We start from the raw sequence: 18,627 nt of genomic DNA, 5'->3' as shown, positions 1-18,627 counted from the left end.
CCTTCCGTCATGAGTATCGAAGGAGTGCTGGTGAACTCACCGCGCCGCCGTCGACCCGTCGCTCTCACGACCGGGATCGCCCTCGCCGTCCTGACCGTCTCGCTCGTCGCGGGATGCACTCCCGAGGAGAAGGACGCCTCGGCCGGCCTCGGGCTCGTGCCGGTGCCCACGGACGTGAGGGTCGGCGGGGGAGGCGCGTTCGTGCTCGACGCGGACTCCACGATCGCGCTGGTCACGCCCGAGGTCATGGCCCCGGACGTCCACCACGTCGGTGAGGAGCTCGCCGAGCACCTCGGGACCGCGACCGGTTTCGACCTGCCGCTCGGCCCGGCGGTCGACGGCGCCGTGGGCGAGATCCGCCTCGAGCTCGTGCCGGACACCGAGGTCGTCTGGGAGCGGGACGGCCTGCTCGACGACACGGGTGTCGACGCCTACGAGCTCACGGTCGACGACGAGAAGATCGTCCTGACCGCCACGTCGCCCCCCGGTCTGTTCCGTGGCGTGCAGACGTTGCGCCAGCTCTTCCCGCCGGAGCTCGAGGCGACCACGGTCCAGGAGGCGCCTGCGGGCGGGTGGACCGCCCCGGCGGTCACCATCTCCGACGAGCCCCGGTTCGCCTACCGCGGCGCGATGCTCGACGTCGCGCGCCGCTTCTACCCGGTCGAGTCCGTCAAGCGGTTCATCGACCACGCGTCGACGTACAAGCTCAACGCGCTCCACCTGCACCTGACGGACGACCAGGGGTGGCGCATCGCGGTCGACGCACTGCCCGAGCTCACCGAGGTCGGCTCCACCACGCAGGAGGGGTGGGAGCCCGGGACGGGGGACGGTGAGCGCTGGTACTACACCGCGGACGAGTACGCGGAGATCGTCGCGTACGCGCGCGACAAGTACATGACGGTCGTCCCGGAGATCGACGGGCCCGGGCACACCCTCGCGGCGCAGGCGTCGCTCGGCTCGCTCACCTGCGACGGCGTCCCGACCCCGCTGTACTGGGGCCCCGAGGTCAACAACCCGATCGTCTGCGTGAGCGACGAGAACCTGGGCAACGTCCAGGGCTTCCTCGAGACGGTCCTCGCGTCCGTCGCGGGGCAGAACCCCGGCCCGTACCTGCACCTGGGCGGCGACGAGGCGCCCAGCCCGCCCGGCTGGTACCAGAGCTACGCCGAGGCCGCGAACGAGATCGCGACCAGCCACGGCAAGACCGTGATCGGCTGGCACCAGTGGGGGGCGTCCGAGGAGCTGCCTCCCGGCGCGCTGATCCAGTACTGGGGCGTGGGGGAGCGGCTGCGCGGGGTCATCGGCGGGGAGGCGACGAACGCGGACCTGGTCGACGTCCAGGCCGCGCTCGACAAGGGCGCCCGGCTCATCATGTCGCCCGCCGACCGCACGTACCTCGACATGAAGTACGACGAGGACACCCCGTACGGCCTCGAGTGGGCCTCGCGCATCACTCTCGAGGAGGCGTACGACTGGGACCCCGCGACCGAGCTCACCTCGCCCGACGGAAAGAGCACACTGGCGGACGAGTCCGACATGGCGGGCGTCGAGGTGCTGCTGTGGTCCGACCGCTCCTACCCCGACAGCCTCGCGGGCCTGCCGACGAGCACCGACGTGTTCGTGCCCGTCGACACGTACACCGACTTCATGCTCTTCCCGCGGCTGCCGGCGACGGCAGAGGTCGCGTGGTCGGAGCAGGCCGACCGTAGCTATCCGGACTTCCGTGACCGGCTCGTCCAGGTGTCCCCGCGCTGGACCGCAGCGGGCATCGGGTGGAACCAGGTCGCCGACGTGGACTGGGCCCCGTGACGGCGTGAGGGGCCGCACCCGCCTCGGCTGAGGCGTCCCGCCGGGACCTACCAGGCCCCGGGGTCGGGCTCGGCCGCGACGAACGTGACCCGTCCGTCGTCGGACACCACGAGGCCCGGGTTGTGGGCGACCTCCCAGCGGAACCCGTCCGGGTCCGCGAAGTACCCCGAGTAGCCGCCCCAGGCGCGCACCTGCGCGTGCACGACGACGGAGCCTCCTGCGGCGAGCGCGCTCGCCAGGACGTCGTCCACCTCGGCGGGCGAGCCGACGTTGTGCGCGAGCGCGACGGGCGTCACGGGCTCGGGACCGTGGTGCCCCTCGTGGATGCCGGGACCGGCCTCTTCGAGGAGGTCGGCCCGGCGCCACAGCGACAGCAGCAGGCCGTGACCGACCTGGAGGAAGACGACCTCGCCCGGCACCTCGTTGACGGGTGCCCAGCCCAGCCCGTCGACGTAGAAGGCGCGTGCCCGGGCGACGTCGCGCACCCCCAGGGTGATCAGGCTGACGCGAGGTTCCATGGATCCACGCTAGCCCCGACCCGCCGGGCACGCCGCTGCTGCGCCCGCGCGCGTGACGGTTCCCGGGACGACGGCGGGCCGCCGCTCCGAGGAGCGACGGCCCGCCGTCGGTGTCGTGCGTCGAGGGTCACTCGGCCGGAGCCGGCGCCCCCGTGGTGCCGGCGCCCGAGCCGCCGTGCGTGCGGCGACGGTTGCGCTGGCGACGCGGACGCGACGGAGCGCCGTCCGCGGACGCCCCGGCGGCCGGAGCCTCGGCGCGCGGAGCCTGCTCCGCACCCGTGGAGACGGCCGGTGCCGAGGAACGCTGCGCGCCCTCGGAGCTGCGGCCACCCTCACGTCCACCGGACCGGCCGGCGTCGCGCGAGCTGCTGCGACCGCTGTCGCGGCCACCCGACCGACCGGCGTCGCGCGAGCCCGAGCGGCCCGCGTCGCGGCCTGCGTCCCGACCGCCGCGCGCGGACGACGGCGAGCCGCCGCGCTTGCCGGTCTCGCCCAGGTCCTCGAGCTTCTCGGCGTCCAGGCCCGCGCGGGTCTGCGCGGACTTGGGCAGTCGGCCCTTGGTGCCCTCGGGGATGTTCAGGTCCGAGTACAGGTGCGGGGAGGTCGAGTACGTCTCGACGGGCTCCGGGATGTTCAGGTCCAGGGCCTTGTTGATGAGCGACCAGCGGGGCACGTCGTCCCAGTCGACGAACGTGACGGCCGTGCCCTTGTTGCCCGCGCGGCCCGTACGGCCCGTGCGGTGCAGGTAGGTCTTCTCGTCCTCGGGGCACTGGTAGTTCACGACGTGCGTGACGTCGTCGACGTCGATGCCACGGGCCGCGACGTCGGTCGCGACGAGCACGTCGATCTTGCCCGAGCGGAAGGCGCGCAGCGCCTGCTCGCGGGCGCCCTGGCCCAGGTCGCCGTGGATCGCGCCTGACGCGAAACCGCGGTCGGCGAGCTCGTCGGCGACCTTGGCGGCCGTGCGCTTGGTGCGTGCGAACACGATCGTCAGGCCGCGGCCCTCCGACTGGAGGATGCGCGCGAGGACCTCGACCTTGTCGAGCGCGTGCGCGCGGTAGACGACTTGCTTGATGTTCTTGACGGTCTGGCCGCCGTCGTCCGGGTCGTTGGCCCGGATGTGCGTCGGCTGCGTCATGTAGCGGCGGGCCATCGAGACGACCGCGCCCGGCATGGTCGCCGAGAAGAGCATGGTGTGGCGGGCCGCGGGCGTGCGGGAGAGGAGCTTCTCGACGTCGGGCAGGAAGCCCAGGTCGAGCATCTCGTCGGCCTCGTCGAGCACGACGCAGCGAGCGCGCGTGAGGTTGAGGTGGCCCTGGTTCATGAGGTCGATCATGCGCCCGGGGGTGCCGACGACGACCTCGACGCCCGCGTTGAGCGTCGCGATCTGCGGCTCGTACGCACGGCCGCCGTAGAGCTGGATGATGCGGACGCTGCGCTTGGCCGAGGCGGCCTCGAGGTCGCCGGCGACCTGGACGGCGAGCTCACGGGTCGGCACGATGACGAGGGCCTGCGGCTTGCCCGGTGCGGGGAGCTGGTCGAAGCCCTCCTCGCCCGGGGCGATGACGCGGTGCAGCAGCGGCACGCCGAAGCCCAGCGTCTTGCCGGTGCCGGTCTTGGCCTGGCCGATGATGTCGTGCCCCGACATCGCGACGGGCAGGGTCATGGCCTGGATGGGGAACGGGTGGGTGATGCCGGCGTCGGCCAGCGCCTCGACGATCTCCGGGCGGACACCGAAGTCCGCGAAGGAGACGTCCTTGGCCTGGACGCTCGACGAGAGCGTGCCCTGTGCGTCGTCGACAGGGGCCTCGGCAGGGGTGAGGTCGAGCTCGGTGGGCTCGACAGGTGTTTCGGTGGTGGTCACTGGTGCCTCGTGGTTCTGATGTCTGGCGCGAGGCCCCGCACGTGCGTGATCGACCCGACGGTTGGCGGGTCCACGATGCTCCGGGAAGATCCCAGGCAGGTACGGTCTCTCGCGCCTAGTGGCCGGCAGCCGATCGTGGGTATTCGCCGCGAAGACGTCGTCGGGGGTCGTCGGCCGTGAGGCGCGAACCCCGGTTCCGCCCGCGCGCACCGACCGAGGTCGGCGTCGTGCAGTGTCGTTCGCAAGTCTTTCGGCACGGGGTGGGGCTCACGAGCACCCACCGGGGACCGGGGATTCGGACGACCGGGCAACCGATGTACCCCCCCATACTATCGGACGGCACCCGTCAAGCCGATCATTGCCCGTCATGTCGCGTCCCACGACGGGGACGCTCGGCGTGACTCGACTATCCTGACCCGATGAGCGAGCCGCAGCACCACGACCCGTCCGTCGCTACCGAGAAGCTCGCCACGGACCGTGACGCGATCGGTCTGCTGGGCCTCATCGCCTACACCGAGCTCGCGACCTTCGGCCGTCTCGCGGCCGACGCGGCGCACGCTCCGACCCTCGCGCAGCGCCACCAGCTCTCGCGCCACGCAGGCAAGATGCTCGCGCGCCACGAGCGCGTCCTCGAGCGCATCGCCGACCTGGGCGCCGACCCCGAGGCCGAGATGGGCGCGTTCGACGGCATCTTCGACGACTTCGAGGCGCGGACGCCGTCGAGCACCTGGTGGGAAGGCGTGCTCAAGGGGTACGTCGGTCACGGTGTCGCCGACGACTTCTGCCGCCTCGCTGCGGACGGGCTCGACGACGAGTCGCGCGACCTGGTCCTCGAGATCCTCTCGGACGGCGTCGACTCCGAGCGTTCGGCCACCGTCATCGCGGACGCCGCGGCGGCGGACCCCGTGCTCGCGTCGCGGCTCGCCCTGTGGGGACGGCGGCTCGTGGGCGAGGCGCTCGGGCTGGTGCAGACGCTGCTCTCCGAGCGTGAGGGGCTGAGCAGGCTCCTCGCGGACGGCGCGGGGCACCGTACCGAGGCGGGGACCCCGGGAGCCGCAGACGCGACGGGGACGGCCGCTGACCGCCAGGCGTGGGTCTTCTCGCAGCTGACGGCGGAGCACACGCGCAGGATGGGGCGGTTGGGCCTCGCGGCCTGAGCGGTCCGGGTCGGCCTCGCGGCCTGAGCGGGTGGTGCACAGCCTCGTGGCCTGAGCGGGTGGTGCACAGCCTCGCGGCCTGAGCGCCCAGCGACCGTCGCGACGCAGAACGAAGGCGGTACCCTGGCCGACCGGCCGGGGCACCGCCCTCGTTCTGCGTGAGCTCTCAGAGGGAGCCGAAGCCCACCCGACGCTGCTCCTCGGTACCGATCTCCACGTAGCCGATCGACGACGTCGGGACGATGACGCGGCGACCGCGCGAGTCGAGCAGCTCGAGTGCCGGACCGCCCGCCAGGGCGGCCGAGACGGCGGCGGCGACAGCCTCCGTGGTCTCCTCCGTCTCGATCACGAGCTCGCGGGCCAAGTTCTGCACACCGATGGTGACTTCCACGTGATTCTCCTTCGCGAGCGTCGCCCGCGGGTGATCCCGCCGGCCACTGGTCGACAACTCCTCCGATACTAACGAGATTCCCGAGGACCTCCGGTGCTCCCGCGCTGGTGAGGGCGCGCGCGGGCCCTGCTGAGGGCCTCCCGCGACCCCGACCCGTCAGGCGTCGCGGCGGAGCATCCCGTGGACGCCTCGCCAGGCGAGCGCGGGCAGCAGGCGGGTGAGCTCGGCGGTCGTCACGTCGCTCCCGGCGCGGACGGCCTCGGTCGCCGCGGTCCGGGCGATCGCGGTGCAGGTCCGGGCGACCACGAGCGCCTCCTGCTCGGTGAGCGACGTGAGCCGGCCGAGGACCTCGGCGAACTCGCGCGCGTTGACCTCGTCGGGTTCGAGCACGCGGGCCCGGACACCCGGGTCGCGCATGACGTCGGACTCGAACAGGAGCCCGGCCGACGGGCCGGCCGACCGCGCGTAGTCGACGTAGGCCCGCACGATCCCCTCGATCACGGCGAGCCCGTCGACCGCGAGGGCGTCGAGGTCCTCGGACGACGTGCCGGGGGCCGCGGAGCGGAACGGCGCCAGGACGGCCCGCACCGAGCGGACCAGTGCCGCGCCCTGCTCGTCGACCAGGGCCATGTAGAGGTCGAGCTTGGACGGGAAGTGCCGGTAGAGCACGGGCTTGCTGACCCCGGCGCCGTCCGCGATGTCGTCCATGGTGATGTGGTGGTAGCCGTGGTCGGAGAACAGACGCTCGGCGACGGCGAGCAGCTGCGCGCGCCGTTCGTCCCGCGGCATGCGCACGGGTATGGACCGTGTGGTTCTCGACTTCTCTGCGACCCCCGACATGCGGCGATAGTACGGGCAGCGGCGACGGGCCGTGACGGGCGGTGCGATCATGGACACGTGAAGCCCCCGGAAGCCCCCCACGACGGATCGAGGGGACGCCCGGAGGGCGCCCCGCAGTGGCATGAAGGTGCAGGTCAGGACTCATTCTCCAGCCCGACGGCGCCGCGCACCTCGCGCAGGTCGCGCGCCCGGGCGCGTCTGGGACGGGTCCGCAGACGCGGGATGCGGCGTGGTCCTGCTCTCGTCCTCGCGTCGGTCGGGCTGCTGGCGGGACTCGGGGCCGGGGGGCTCGGTGCGGGGTCGCTCCTGCCGGGAGCGCCCGGTGCCGCCGCCGGCGCGGTGGCGGACGGCGGGCCGGATGCCCCGGTGAGCGGCGCCGTCGGGCAGGCGGGCGACGGGACCCCCGCGGCGGGCGACACGACGGAGGATGCCGGCGACGCGACCGGCGGGGCGCCCGAGCCCCGGGGTGAGGACGTCGCGAGCCGGTCCGTCCGCGACCCCCAGCTGGGGCTCGACGGACCCGGGTCGCTTCCTCTCGTGCTCGAACGGGAGATCGAGGCGGGGTCGGGCCTGGTCGGGACCGAGGTGGTGCCGGACCTGGGCGGCGCGCTCGTGGTCGTGCCCGCGGAGGTCGCGGCGCCGGGGGCCGGGACGGTCAAGACCGTGCGGATCGAGGTCGAGGCGGGGCTGCCCGTGGACGGCGAGACGTTCGCGGCGGCCGTCATGGCGACCCTCAACGACCCACGGGGCTGGGGACCGGTCGACGGTGTGACGTTCGCCCGGACGGGAGGTGACGCGAGCATCCGCGTGGTCCTGGCGAGCCCGGCGACGACCGACCGGATGTGCGCCCCGCTCAAGACCGGCGGGACGTACTCGTGCGGTGTGACGGGTGCGGCGATCCTCAACTTCTCGCGCTGGGTCGAGGGGGCCTCCGACTTCGACGGCGACATGGGGCTCTACCGGCACTACCTGGTGAACCACGAGGTCGGGCACGTGCTGGGTCACCGGCACGTGAGCTGCCCCGCGCCCGGGACGCTCGCTCCCGTCATGGTGCAGCAGTCGATGTCGACCGAGGGCTGCCTGCCCAACGGGTGGCCGACGCTCGGGTAGCCGGGCAGGGTGTTCTTCCAGCGGCTGCCGGTGGCGCCGTCCGGGACCCCGGAGCGGGCTCGGGTGGGGCCCTCGCCGGGGGCACCGGAGTGTGGGTGGCTCGTGATGAGATCTTCCCGTGCTGCACCACCCGGACCTCCGCCTCGTCCTGCCGGACACCGCCTCCACGGCGCCCGTCCGGCTCGACGCGACCCAGCGGGCCGCGCTCGACGCGGCGCGCACGGAACCGGCGACCCTGGTCGTCGGGGCTCCCGGGACGGGCAAGACGACCGTGGCCATCGAGGTCGCCGCGCAGGCGCTGAGCGAGGGCGTCGACCCGGCACGCGTCCTGGTGATCGCGGCGTCCCGACGCTCGGCGGCCGAGGTGCGGGACAGGCTGTCGGCGCGCGCGGACCGGACGGTCAGCGCGCCCATGGTGCGCACGGCCGCGGCCGCGGCCTTCGCGGTCCTGCGTGCGCGCGCGGCCGCGATCGGCGAGCCGCCGCCCACGCTCATCTCCGGCCCCGAGCAGGACCTCCTCCTGGCCGAGCTCCTCGCGGGGCACCTCGACGGGGACGGCGTGCCGCTGCGGTTGCCGGACGGTCTGCCGGAGGAGGTGCTGGCCCTGCGCGGCCTGCGTCAGGAGCTGCGCGACCTGCTGATGCGCGCGGCCGAGCGCGGCCTGACCCCCGCTGCCCTCGACGACCTGGGTGCGGCGCACGAGCGCCCCGAGTGGCGGACCGCCGCGCAGGTCTACCAGGAGTACCTCGACGTGACGGCGCTGCGCGTCGGGACCCCGGACCTGGGCGCGCGCTACGACCCGGCGGTCGTGGTCGACGAGGCCGCGGAGGCGCTGCTCGCCTGGGAGGACGAGGTCACGGGCGCGCCGCGGCCCACGTGGGACGTGGTCGTCGTGGACGACTACCAGGAGGCCACCATCGCGACCGCGCGCTTCCTGCGCGTGGTGCACGACGCGGGTGCGCGTCTCGTGCTCCTGGCGGACCCGGACACCGCGGTCCAGACCTTCCGTGGCGCGAGCCCGGGGCTGGTCGGTCGCGCCAGCGCGCCCGTGCGTCGGCGGGCAGCGACGGGCGAGTTCGACGCGCGCGTCGAGGTCCTCGGGACGGCCTGGCGTCAGGAGGTCGCGCTACGCGACGTCACCCGGACCGTGACGACCCAGATCGGCACGGTCGCGGGGGCGGTCCACCGTGGGGCTGCGGCCTCGCCGGCTCCCGTCCCCGAGGGCGGGGCGCCCCGCGGGGCGTCGGTCGCGCTGCTCGGCAGCGGCGCGGAGGAGGCCGCGTACGTGGCCCGTGAGCTGCGGGCCGAGCACCTGCTGCACGGCACGCCCTGGGGGCGCATGGCCGTGGTCTGTCGCGCGGGGTCGCAGCTCGCGACCCTCCGGCGCGCGCTCATCGCGGCGTCGGTGCCCGTCGGCATCCTCGGCTCGGACGTCCCGCTGCGCGAGGAGCCCGCGGTCACGCCGCTGCTCGCGATCATGCGCGTCGCGGTGGGCCTGCCTCCGGCCGGATACTCGCGAGGGCTGGACGGCGTGCGGGGCACGGCCGGGATCGACGACGCGGTGACCCGCGACGTGGGCGACCCCGCCGAGACCCTGATCGAGCGGGAGGTGCCGGCCCACAGCACCAGCTTCGACGAGCTGGACCCCGTGACGGCGGCCGCGCTCGTGACCTCGCCCGTGGGCGGCCTGGACGTGGTCGCGCTGCGCCGCCTGCGCCGGGCGCTGCGGGCCGAGGAGCTCGGGTCGGGCGGCGGGCGCACGTCGGACGCCCTCCTGGTCGAGGTCCTGCTCGACGCGTCGCGCGCTGCGACGCTGCCCGCGAGCGTTCGTCGTGGTGCCGTGGCGGTCGCCCGGGTGATCGCCGCCGGACGGGAGGCCACGCTCGCCCCCGACGCGACCGCCCAGACCGTGCTCTGGGCGATCTGGAGCGCGACCGGGCTCTCGGACCGTTGGCGGGACGCCGCGCTGGGCGGTGGAGCGGTCGGCGCGCGCGCCGACCGCGACCTCGATGCCGTCCTTGCGCTCTTCCGCGCCGCAGAGACGTTCGTCGACCGCATGCCGGGCGCTCCGCCGTCGGCGTTCGTGGAGTACCTCGAGTCCCAGGACCTGCCGGCCGACTCGCTCGCGGCCCGGGCCGCCGGGACGGACTCCGTCGCGGCGCTCACGCCCGCCGGGGCGGCGGGCCGCGAGTGGGACGTCGTGGTCGTGGCCGGCGTCCAGGACGGCGTGTGGCCGGACCTGCGCCTGCGCGACTCCCTGCTCGGGTCGGAGGCGCTCGTCGAGCTCCTCGCGGGGCGCTCGCAGGACGCGCACGGCCTGGGACCCGACGCTCGGCGGGCCGTCCTGACCGACGAGCTGCGCTCGTTCGCGGTCGCGACCTCGCGTGCGTCACGTCGTCTGCTCGTCACGGCCGTGAGCGACGTCGACGAGGTGCCCTCACCGTTCGTCGACCTCGTGTGCCCGCCCGCGGGGCCCGACGACGCCGCCGAGGGGGCGGGTGGTGTGCCTCAGGACGGTGGCGACGGGGACGGGCCGGTGCTCCCCGAGGAGGAGCGGGACCCGCGCCGCGTCCAGGTCGGTCAGCCCCTCGACCTGCGCGGGCTCGTGGCCTCGGCGCGCAGCCTGCTCGTGGAGGAGATGGTGCGCGGGGACGGCTCGACGCGAGACGTGGGGGACCCGGGCGACCCCGAGCGACCCGAGGCCCTCGCCGAGCTGCTCGCCGACCTGGCGCTCGCGGGCGTGGGCGAGGCCCGGCCGGAGTCCTGGTACGGCGTGAACCCCGTCTCGAGCACCGACCCCTTGTGGGGCCCCGAGGACACGGTCATGATCTCGCCGTCCAAGGTCGAGTCGGTGAGCAGGTGCGCGCTGCGCTGGGCCGTGGAGAGCGCGGGAGGCACGGCCCCCGACGCGACGGCCCAGTCGCTCGGCAACCTGGTCCACTCGATCGCGCAGGAGGCGCCGCGCGGCACGCACTCCGAGCTCGCGGCCGAGCTGGACCGCCGCTGGCCCGAGCTCGCGCTCACGCCGGGCTGGCCCACGACCCAGACTCGCCACAAGGCCGAGGACATGGTCGGTCGGCTCGCGAGGTACCTGCAGGCCTCGGGCGAGCCCTTGCTCGTCGAGGCGCCGTTCGAGCTGGAGATCGGCCGTGCCGTGCTGCGCGGGGTCATCGACCGGGTGGAGGACGCCGGTGACGGCGCGGTGCGCGTCGCGGACCTCAAGACGGGCAAGACCAAGCCGTCGGTCACGGAGGCCGTGACCAATCCCCAGCTCGGCACCTATCAGCTTGCCGTCGAGGGCGGTGCGCTCGACCTGCCCGAGGGCACGCGCAGCGCGGGCGCGCAGCTCGTGTTCGTCGGCGATGGCAAGGACGCCGGGCTGCGGACCCAGCCGGCGCTCGACCCCGAGCCCGACGGGACGAGCTGGGCGCGCGAGCTCGTCGAGGACGTCGCGGACACCATGGCCGACTCGGTGTTCACGGCCCGGGAGAACAAGCTGTGCTCGGTGTGCCCCGTGCGACGGTCCTGCCCCCTGATGACGGAAGGCCGCCAGGTGATCGCATGAGCGCCGAGTCGCTGTTCGACGAGCTCGACCTCGGGACGGTCGGAGTCCCGGCCGGGGCCGGCGGGGAGGGCACGCGCGAGCTGCCCGAGCCACGCTTCTCGGCCGTGCGGATCGCAGAGATGCTGGGTCGTCCTCGGCCCACCGACGAGCAGGTCGCGGTGATCGAGGCGCCCCTCGCGCCGCTGCTCGTCGTCGCCGGGGCCGGGTCGGGCAAGACCGAGACCATGGCCGCGCGCGTGGTGTGGCTCATCGCGAACGAGTGGGTCGCCAAGGAGTCCGTGCTCGGGCTGACGTTCACGCGCAAGGCGGCGGGCGAGCTCGCCGAGCGCGTCCAGTCGCGCCTCCTGCAGCTCGATCGCGCGCTGGGCAACGACGGCGCGGCGCTGTCGATGCTGGACCGGCCGGCGATCTCGACCTACAACTCGTACGCCGCCTCGCTCGTGGGGGACCACGCGCTGCGGATCGGGATCGAGCCCGGCGCGCGGCTGCTCTCGGAGGCCAGCCAGTGGCAGCTCGCGGCCGAGGTCGTCGAGAGCTGGGCCGGCGACCTCCAGACCGAGGCGGCGTTCTCCACGGTCGTCGGCGCGGTGCTGTCGCTGTCCGGCGCGCTGAGCGAGCACCTGCTGAGCCCCGACGAGGCCCGCGATGGCATCACGGGCATCGTCGACTCGATCCTCGCGACGCCTCTCGGCGGCAGGCGCACCGAGCACTACGCCGAGGTCAAGAGGCTCCTGGGCTCGCTCGGTGAGCGCCACCGGCTGCTCGACGTGGTCGAGGCCTACCAGGAGCGCAAGCGGACCTCGGACTCGCTCGACTTCGGGGACCAGGTCGCGATCGCGGCTCGGCTCGCCCGGACCGTACCCGCGGTGGGAGCAGGGGAGCGGGCGCGGTACGGGGTCGTGCTGCTCGACGAGTACCAGGACACGTCGTACGCGCAGGTCGAGCTCCTGTGCGCGCTGTTCGGCGGACATCCGGTCACGGCCGTGGGCGACCCGAACCAGTCGATCTACGGCTGGCGCGGCGCGAGCGCGTCCGGCCTCGCGCGGTTCCCCGAGCGGTTCCGCGCAACAGGCCCCGGCAGCACGGGCGCCCCCGCCGACGTGCAGTACCTCAGCACGTCCTGGCGCAACGACCGGGCCGTCCTCGCGGCGGCCAACGTCACGGCCGCGCCGCTGCGCGAGGGGGCTACGCGCGTGCCTGTGCCGCAGCTCGACGAACGCCCGGGGGCCGGGCGCGGTGTGGTGACCGGCGTCTACGCCGCGACGCTCGAGGAGGAGGCCGCCGCGGTCGCGGACTTCGTCGCCGAACGCTGGCGCCCGCGCACGCGCCGCCAGGAACGCGTGACCGCGGCCGTGCTGTGCCGTGCGCGCTCGCAGTTCCTCGCGATGGAGGTCGCGCTGCGGGCCAAGGGCCTGCCGGTCGAGGTCGTCGGCCTGGGCGGCCTGCTCTCGACCCCCGAGGTCGTGGACCTCGTCGCCCTGCTCGAGGTCGCGCACGACCCGTCGCGCGGCGACTCGCTCATGCGCATCCTCACGGGGCCGCGACTCAACCTGGGCGCGGCGGACCTGCACGCGCTGAGCAGCTGGGCGGCGGACCTGGCGCGCCGAGACGCGGCGCGGCGCCCGTCGACGGGCGCCTCGGGCGGTTCCGGCGGTCTGTCGGGCGCTCTCGCGTCCGACGGCGCCGCACCCGATGGTCCGTCCGGTGCGGCGGGGGAGGGCGAGCTGCCCGGCGTCGCCGAGGACGGGACGCTCACCGTGGTCGAGGGAGACGTGGTCGACCACCGGTCGATCGTCGACGCGCTCGACGACCTGCCCGCGCCCGGACGCGCGGCCCGGGACGGGCGCGAGCTCACCGAGGAGGGGCACGCGCGGCTGGCCGCGCTGTCCACGGTCCTGCGCGACCTGCGCGGGCAGACGTACCTGTCCTTGCCGGAGCTCGTCACGCAGGCCGAGCGGGCGCTCGGCCTCGACATCGAGGTGACCACCGCGGCGACGCTCGCGGCGGGCGGGTTCGGCGAGGAGGTCGGCGACCGGGGACGCGCGCACCTCGACGCGTTCCGTGACGTCGCCGCGACGTTCTCGCAGTCGGCGGACCTGCCGACGCTCGGCGCCTTCCTCGCGTGGCTCGGCACGGCCGGCTCCCAGGAGCGGGGTCTCGACCTGCCCGTGCGCGAGCCGGACCCCGACGCGGTGCAGATCATCACGGTGCACGCCTCGAAGGGCCTGGAGTGGGACGTCGTCGCGGTGCCGGGCATGGTCGACGGGATCTTCCCCAACACCGCGGTGGGGGACAAGGGGCCGACCGACAGCGGCTGGTTCACGGGGCTGGGCAACCTCCCGTACCCGTTGCGCGGTGACGCGGAGGACCTGCCCGTCTTCCACTTCGAGGTCGCGGAGGACGCCAAGGACCTCGACGGGCGCCGCAAGGAGTTCCTCGCGGGGAGCGGTGAGCACCAGGTCGACGAGGAGCGTCGGCTCGCGTACGTGGCGTTCACGCGCGCCCGCGCCGAGCTGCTGCTGGCCGGGTCGTGGTGGCGCGACGCGACCAAGCCCCGCACGCCCTCGCCGTTCCTCGTGGAGCTGGCCGAGGCCGGCATCATCAGCGACGCCGACTGGGCCGGCATGCCCGCGAAGGACGAGACCAACCCGCGCGACGAGCTGGTCCACGAGAAGGACTGGCCGCGCGGGGAACCTGGGGCTGACGAGCGCGCGCCAGCCACGATCGGTGAGACGGCCGCTCCACCTGCCGAGCCGCGCGCCCGGGCGGTCGTGCGGGCCGCCGCGGACCGGGTCCGGGAACGGATCGACGCACGCGCCTCGCTCGTGGCTGTTGCGGGTAGCGACGCGGGCGACGGATCCGGTGCAGGCTCGTTGGCGGAGGGGCATGCCCCCCTGCTCGACGCGTCGGGCACGGACCTGCGCGAGCTCGCGCGCATCCTGCTCGAGGAGCGCGACCGCCGCGACTCCCGGAGCAGCGAGATCTCCTTCCCCGCGCACATCTCGGCGTCGGGGCTCGTGCGCCTGGCCGCGGACCGGGGCGAGTACGCGCTGCACCTGCGGCGCCCGGTGCCCGCGCAACCCACGGTGCATGCGCGTCGCGGCACGCAGTTCCACCTGTGGGCCGAGCAGTACTTCACGTCGTCGTCGTTGCTCGACGTCGACGACCTGCCGGGGGCCGACGACGAGGACATCTCCCCGGACCTGGACCTCGAGGCGCTCCAGCAGACGTTCCTCGCCTCGGAGTGGGCGGGGCGCACGCCGATCGCCGTGGAGGTCGACGTCGAGACCCCCGTGGGCGGCATCATGTTCCGTTCGCGTATCGACGCCGTCTTTCCCGAGAGCCCCGAGCACGCTGGCGGGGCGAGGGACGCCGTCGTCGTCGTGGACTGGAAGACGGGCAAGGCCCCGCGCGACGCCGAGGCCCGGCGCACGCGCGAGGTCCAGCTCGCGGTGTACCGGCTCGCGTGGTCGCGCTGGTCCGGGCTGCCGGTCGAGAAGGTCAACGCGGCGTTCTACTACCTGGGCTCAGATGAGACCGTGCGACCGGAGCGACTTCTCGACGCGGCCGAGCTGGAGGCGCTCGTGGCGGGGCACGGCGCCTGAGCGCACCGCCCTCCGGTTAGCCCTCGCCGTCCCCGCTCGTGACCTCGTCCAGGTCCAGGAGCATGTCCACGGCGTCCGCGACCACGTCGTCGAGCCCGTGCCGTACCCCGTGCAGCAACCAGCGCGCCAGGGCCAGCTCCCCCGCGAGCAGAGCACGGTCCGTCAGGTGCGGGTCGGTGAGCTCGGTGCGGCGCAGCTGGTAGGCCTCCATGATCGAGTCGATCGCCTCGGGCGGGGCCGCGACGAGCAGCCACGCGAGGTCGTCGGCGGGGTCGGCCACGCGCGCCTCGGCCCAGTCGGTCACGGCGACGACGCGCCCGCGCGCGACGAGCACCTGGCCCGCGCCGAGGTCCCCGTGGACGACGACGGGCTGGTACTTCCACAGCGACACGTCCTCGAGCGCGGCCTCCCAGCGGCGCAGGAGCCGGGCGGGCACCCTGCCGGTCTTCGCGGCCTCGTCGACCTCGGCGAGGCGGCGGTCGCGGTACTCGGCGGCCGTGTAGACGGGCAGGCCCGCGTTCTCGACGACGGACTGCGGCAGCTCGTGCACTGCGGCGAGCACACGCCCCAGGTCCGCGGCGAGCCCCGGGCCCGGGCGCAGGGTGTCGAGGTCGAGCGGGACGCCGCCGTACCGGTGGTGCACCACGGCGCGCCCGCCCTCGGGCAGCAGGGCGTAGCCCAGCACGTCGGGGACGGTGAAGGACAGGACGCCCGTCGTCACGTAGTGGCGCAGCGAGTCCAGGAGGGCTGTCTCGGCCTCGAGGGCGGCGCCGGCCGCGAGCGTACGGGGAGCCCGGACGACCCATTCCTGCCCGTCGCCGTCGGTGACGATCGCGACGTCGTCGTCCCCTGTCGCCTCGGACGGTCGCACGGACCGGACGTCGAGGCCGGGGACGGCTGCGGTCGCGAGCGCGGCGAGGGTGAGAGGTGAGCGTGGCACGCGTCCACGGTAGTCGGTGCGCAGCGACGGGCCGTCCTCGGCGGCAGGTGTGTCCGCGACGCGAGCCGCGCCTTGTGCGCTGCGAGCGCCGCGCGTCCCGCGTGACCTACGGTCGACAGGTGACCGACCAGACCTCGCCCGCAACCCCCGTCCCGACCCCGCAGCCCCCGGCGGGAGCTGTCGAGCGCCCCAGCGCGTTCGCCGCGCACCTGCCGCTCGCCCGCTCCGCGCTCGACCGTGCGGCGCACCGCCGCACCGAGGAGGGCCTGTTCGCGACGCTGCGTGCCGACCCCTCGACCCGTGTGGTCCTGCTCCACCGCGGACGGCTCGCGACCGGACCGGACGGGCTCGCGCTCGCCACCCCTCAGGACGTCGCCGCCGTACCCGAGCCCCACGCGGCCACGGGTGACCACAGCAACACGCCGCGCTGGATCTTCCTGGGTGAGGACACGCCGTCGGGCACGTCCTTCCTGGCCCTCCTCCTGCCCGACGACGCGGACGACCTCGACCTCGACATCGAGGGCGTGGACCCCTCGGGTCCGCTGTCCGTCCTGGTACGGGCGCACGAGTGGGCCGGGCTGCGCGAGCTGGCCTCGCGCCTCGGTCCGCGCGACACGGGGCTCGCGACCGAGGCCGTGGCGCTCGCGGCCTGGCACGCGGCCAACGAGCGCTGCCCGCGCTGCGGCGAGCCGACCGTCCCCGTCGCGGCGGGCTGGGTGCGGCGCTGCGTGGCGCAGGACATCGAGCACTACCCGCGCACGGACCCGGCGGTCATCATGGCGGTCGTCGACCCGGGCGCGGGGCCCGGCCAGGACCGGCTCCTGCTGGGCCACGCCGCGCACTGGCCCGAGGGACGCTTCTCGACGCTCGCGGGCTACGTCGAACCGGGCGAGGGGCTCGAGCAGGCCGTGCGGCGCGAGGTCGCGGAGGAGGTCGGCGTCCAGGTGGGGGAGGTCATCTACCGGGCGAGCCAGCCGTGGCCGTTCCCGGCCTCGCTCATGCTGGGTTTCACGGCCACGGCGCTCACGACGGACATCCGGCCCGACGGCGAGGAGGTCACCGACGCGCGCTGGTTCACCCGGGCGCAGCTCGTCCGGGCCACGGAGAGCGGGGAGGTGAAGCTGCCGAGCCGTTCCTCGATCGCGCGGGCGCTCGTCGAGGAGTGGTTCGGGGGTCCGCTCGCGGGGGAGTGACCTACCACAGGGGCGTCCAGGGTGCTCGACGGGCCGATCCTCGATGCCCTGCCTACGGTGGACGCACCGGCTCGTCCACCCTGAGGAGTGAGCATGAACCCGTCGATCAGCGTTCTCTTCCGTGCGATCCCGTTGGCGATGGGGGCGGTGTGCCTCGCGTTCGGGCTCTACGTCCTGTCGGGCGGTGACGACGCGAACCACTTCGTCGCAGGTCACGTCAACGTGGCCCTGACCGCGATCTGCATCGCGCTGTTCACGACCGCCGCGACGATCATCCGCCAGCTCGTCCACCGGTACGGCAGGGTCTGGGAGATCGTCCTGCCCGTGCTCGGATACGCGGTGGCCATCGCGACCATGATCTGGGGCATCACGATCATCGGTCGGGGCGACGAGCCGCAGTTCATCGTGGCCGGGCACGTGATGCTCGGCATCGGTTTCATCGCGGGGTGCGTGAGCACCGTGGCCACGGCGTCGACCAAGTTCGTGCTCATCCAGAAGAGCGCGGCCCTTCCCGTCGGAGGCGGTGCACCGGACGGCGCCTACTCACGCGGGGCGGGAACCGTGCTGATCGCGATCCCCGCTCTGTTCGCGGTGGTCGGTCTCATCGTCGCGGTGACGCTCTACGCGCGCGGCGGCAATGCGGCCCTGGTCGCGGGCAACGTCATGGTCGGCCTGTCGCTCGTCTGTTCCGCTCTCGTCGCGCTCGTCGCGAGCATCGTGCGCCAGGTCCGCAACGAGTTCGGCGACGCCGAGCGCTACCGCTGGACGTGGTGGGTCGTCGCAATGGGAACCATCAACGTCGCCCTGGGCCTCGTGGTGCTCTTCAGCTCGGACGACCCGTCGCGCCTGGCCCCCGGCACCGTGCTGATCGGCCTGGGGCTCATCTGCTTCAGCATCCTGTCCAAGGTGCTTCTGCTCGCGCTCGTGTGGCGCCAGGTCTTCGCGCTCGCCAACCGGATCCCCATCATCCCCGTGGCCACGGCGCTCGCGTGCCTGTTCTTCGCGGCGTTCCTCTTCGAGGCGACCATGACCGAGCCGGGCTTCTTCGTCGGCGCGCACGTCCTGGTCGGGCTCGGTGCGGTCTGCTTCACGCTCTTCTCGATCGTGTCGATCCTCGAGGCGGGGACCTCGAAGTAGCCGGTCAGCCGGGCACGTGCGGGCTGCGCGTGCGCGCGACCGCGACCGAGGGCTGCGCGAGCACTATCCGAGCACGGCAGAAGGCCCCGGACTCCGGTCCGGGGCCTTCTGCGACGACGACGTGCCGCGTGGTGCGCGACAGCACCTCGTCCGGGAGCGGGGAGGTCAGACCGCGAGGCGCTCCTTGACCTGGGCGAGCGACGGGTTGGTCGCCGCGGTGCCGTCCGGGAAGACGACGGTCGGCACGGTCTGGTTGCCACCGTTGACCTGCTCGACGTAGGCCGCGCTCTCGGGGTGCTCCTCGATGTTGACCTCGGTGTACCCGATGCCCGCGGAGTCGAGCTGGGTCTTCAGGCGACGGCAGTAGCCGCACCAGCTCGTCGAGTACATGACGATCGATCCGGCGTCGGGGGTGGTCGGGGCCGTGGCCATCGGTGCTCCTTCGTTCGCGGGGCCCGGGCGTGCGCGCGGGCCGACAACCACGCCGGGTGCTGGACC

Annotated in this window: 13 protein-coding genes; 7 read left to right on the top strand and 6 right to left on the bottom strand. The window is 74.1% G+C overall.

All coding sequences use genetic code 11. The features are described 5' to 3' along the window. Positions 1 to 9: 9 nt before the first annotated feature. Positions 10 to 1,809 (top strand): beta-N-acetylhexosaminidase, encoded by a 1,800-nt coding sequence (locus ASE15_RS07610; RefSeq protein ID WP_082618276.1) that lies wholly within the window; start codon positions 10 to 12, stop codon positions 1,807 to 1,809. A gap of 47 nt (positions 1,810 to 1,856) precedes the next feature. On the opposite strand, the gene ASE15_RS07605 is transcribed toward ASE15_RS07610, so the two are convergent. Both ASE15_RS07605 and ASE15_RS07600 read right to left on the bottom strand, forming a co-directional pair. After that, positions 1,857 to 2,327: a VOC family protein gene (locus ASE15_RS07605; RefSeq protein WP_056762486.1), complete on the bottom strand. Its 471-nt coding sequence runs from the start codon at positions 2,325 to 2,327 to the stop codon at positions 1,857 to 1,859. A 127-nt stretch (positions 2,328 to 2,454) separates the two neighbouring features. Further along, on the bottom strand, positions 2,455 to 4,191 hold the full coding sequence (locus ASE15_RS07600; protein WP_056647737.1) for a DEAD/DEAH box helicase: 1,737 nt from the start codon (positions 4,189 to 4,191) through the stop codon (positions 2,455 to 2,457). 419 nt (positions 4,192 to 4,610) lie between these two features. Here ASE15_RS07600 and ASE15_RS07595 point away from each other — a divergent pair, with 419 nt between their 5' ends. Continuing rightward, entirely contained in the window at positions 4,611 to 5,348 is a 738-nt protein-coding gene (locus tag ASE15_RS07595; RefSeq protein ID WP_056647741.1) for a ferritin-like fold-containing protein, read from the top strand. Between the two features lie 166 nt (positions 5,349 to 5,514). Here ASE15_RS07595 and ASE15_RS07590 read toward each other — a convergent pair whose 3' ends face one another. Together ASE15_RS07590 and ASE15_RS07585 are read right to left on the bottom strand one after the other, a co-directional pair. Then, positions 5,515 to 5,739: a DUF3107 domain-containing protein gene (locus ASE15_RS07590; RefSeq protein ID WP_056647744.1), complete on the bottom strand. Its 225-nt coding sequence runs from the start codon at positions 5,737 to 5,739 to the stop codon at positions 5,515 to 5,517. Between the two features lie 156 nt (positions 5,740 to 5,895). Beyond that, complete coding sequence (locus tag ASE15_RS07585) at positions 5,896 to 6,579, bottom strand: TetR/AcrR family transcriptional regulator (RefSeq protein WP_056647934.1); 684 nt, start codon at positions 6,577 to 6,579, stop codon at positions 5,896 to 5,898. A gap of 222 nt (positions 6,580 to 6,801) precedes the next feature. On the opposite strand from ASE15_RS07585, the gene ASE15_RS07580 reads away from it, so the two are divergent. The 3 genes from ASE15_RS07580 (at position 6,802) to ASE15_RS07570 (ending at position 14,859) form a co-directional block, all read left to right on the top strand. Then, positions 6,802 to 7,689, top strand: coding sequence for a DUF3152 domain-containing protein (locus ASE15_RS07580; protein ID WP_056762483.1), 888 nt, complete (start codon positions 6,802 to 6,804; stop codon positions 7,687 to 7,689). 118 nt (positions 7,690 to 7,807) lie between these two features. Beyond that, positions 7,808 to 11,254, top strand: a complete 3,447-nt coding sequence (locus ASE15_RS07575) for a UrvD/REP family ATP-dependent DNA helicase (RefSeq protein ID WP_235534245.1) — start codon at positions 7,808 to 7,810, stop codon at positions 11,252 to 11,254. Then, a complete protein-coding gene (locus ASE15_RS07570) occupies positions 11,251 to 14,859 on the top strand; it encodes an ATP-dependent DNA helicase (RefSeq protein WP_082618275.1) in 3,609 nt (1,202 codons plus the stop codon). Before ASE15_RS07575 ends, ASE15_RS07570 begins: the two co-directional genes overlap by 4 nt. A 16-nt stretch (positions 14,860 to 14,875) precedes the next feature. On the opposite strand, the gene ASE15_RS07565 is transcribed toward ASE15_RS07570, so the two are convergent. Then, entirely contained in the window at positions 14,876 to 15,799 is a 924-nt protein-coding gene (locus tag ASE15_RS07565) for a phosphotransferase (protein WP_056647752.1), read from the bottom strand. Positions 15,800 to 15,918: 119 nt separating this feature from the next. Here ASE15_RS07565 and nudC point away from each other — a divergent pair, with 119 nt between their 5' ends. Further along, positions 15,919 to 16,992, top strand: a complete 1,074-nt coding sequence (gene nudC, locus ASE15_RS07560) for an NAD(+) diphosphatase (RefSeq protein ID WP_235534243.1) — start codon at positions 15,919 to 15,921, stop codon at positions 16,990 to 16,992. Positions 16,993 to 17,085: 93 nt separating this feature from the next. Then, positions 17,086 to 18,129 (top strand): DUF2776 family protein, encoded by a 1,044-nt coding sequence (locus tag ASE15_RS07555; protein ID WP_056647755.1) that lies wholly within the window; start codon positions 17,086 to 17,088, stop codon positions 18,127 to 18,129. A gap of 165 nt (positions 18,130 to 18,294) precedes the next feature. On the opposite strand, the gene ASE15_RS07550 is transcribed toward ASE15_RS07555, so the two are convergent. Beyond that, entirely contained in the window at positions 18,295 to 18,561 is a 267-nt protein-coding gene (locus tag ASE15_RS07550) for a mycoredoxin (RefSeq protein WP_056647758.1), read from the bottom strand. Positions 18,562 to 18,627 lie beyond the last annotated feature (66 nt).

Source organism: Oerskovia sp. Root22, from assembly GCF_001429135.1.
Taxonomy (GTDB): Bacteria; Actinomycetota; Actinomycetes; order Actinomycetales; family Cellulomonadaceae; genus Oerskovia; species Oerskovia enterophila.
This window is presented reverse-complemented; position numbering and strand designations above follow the sequence as displayed.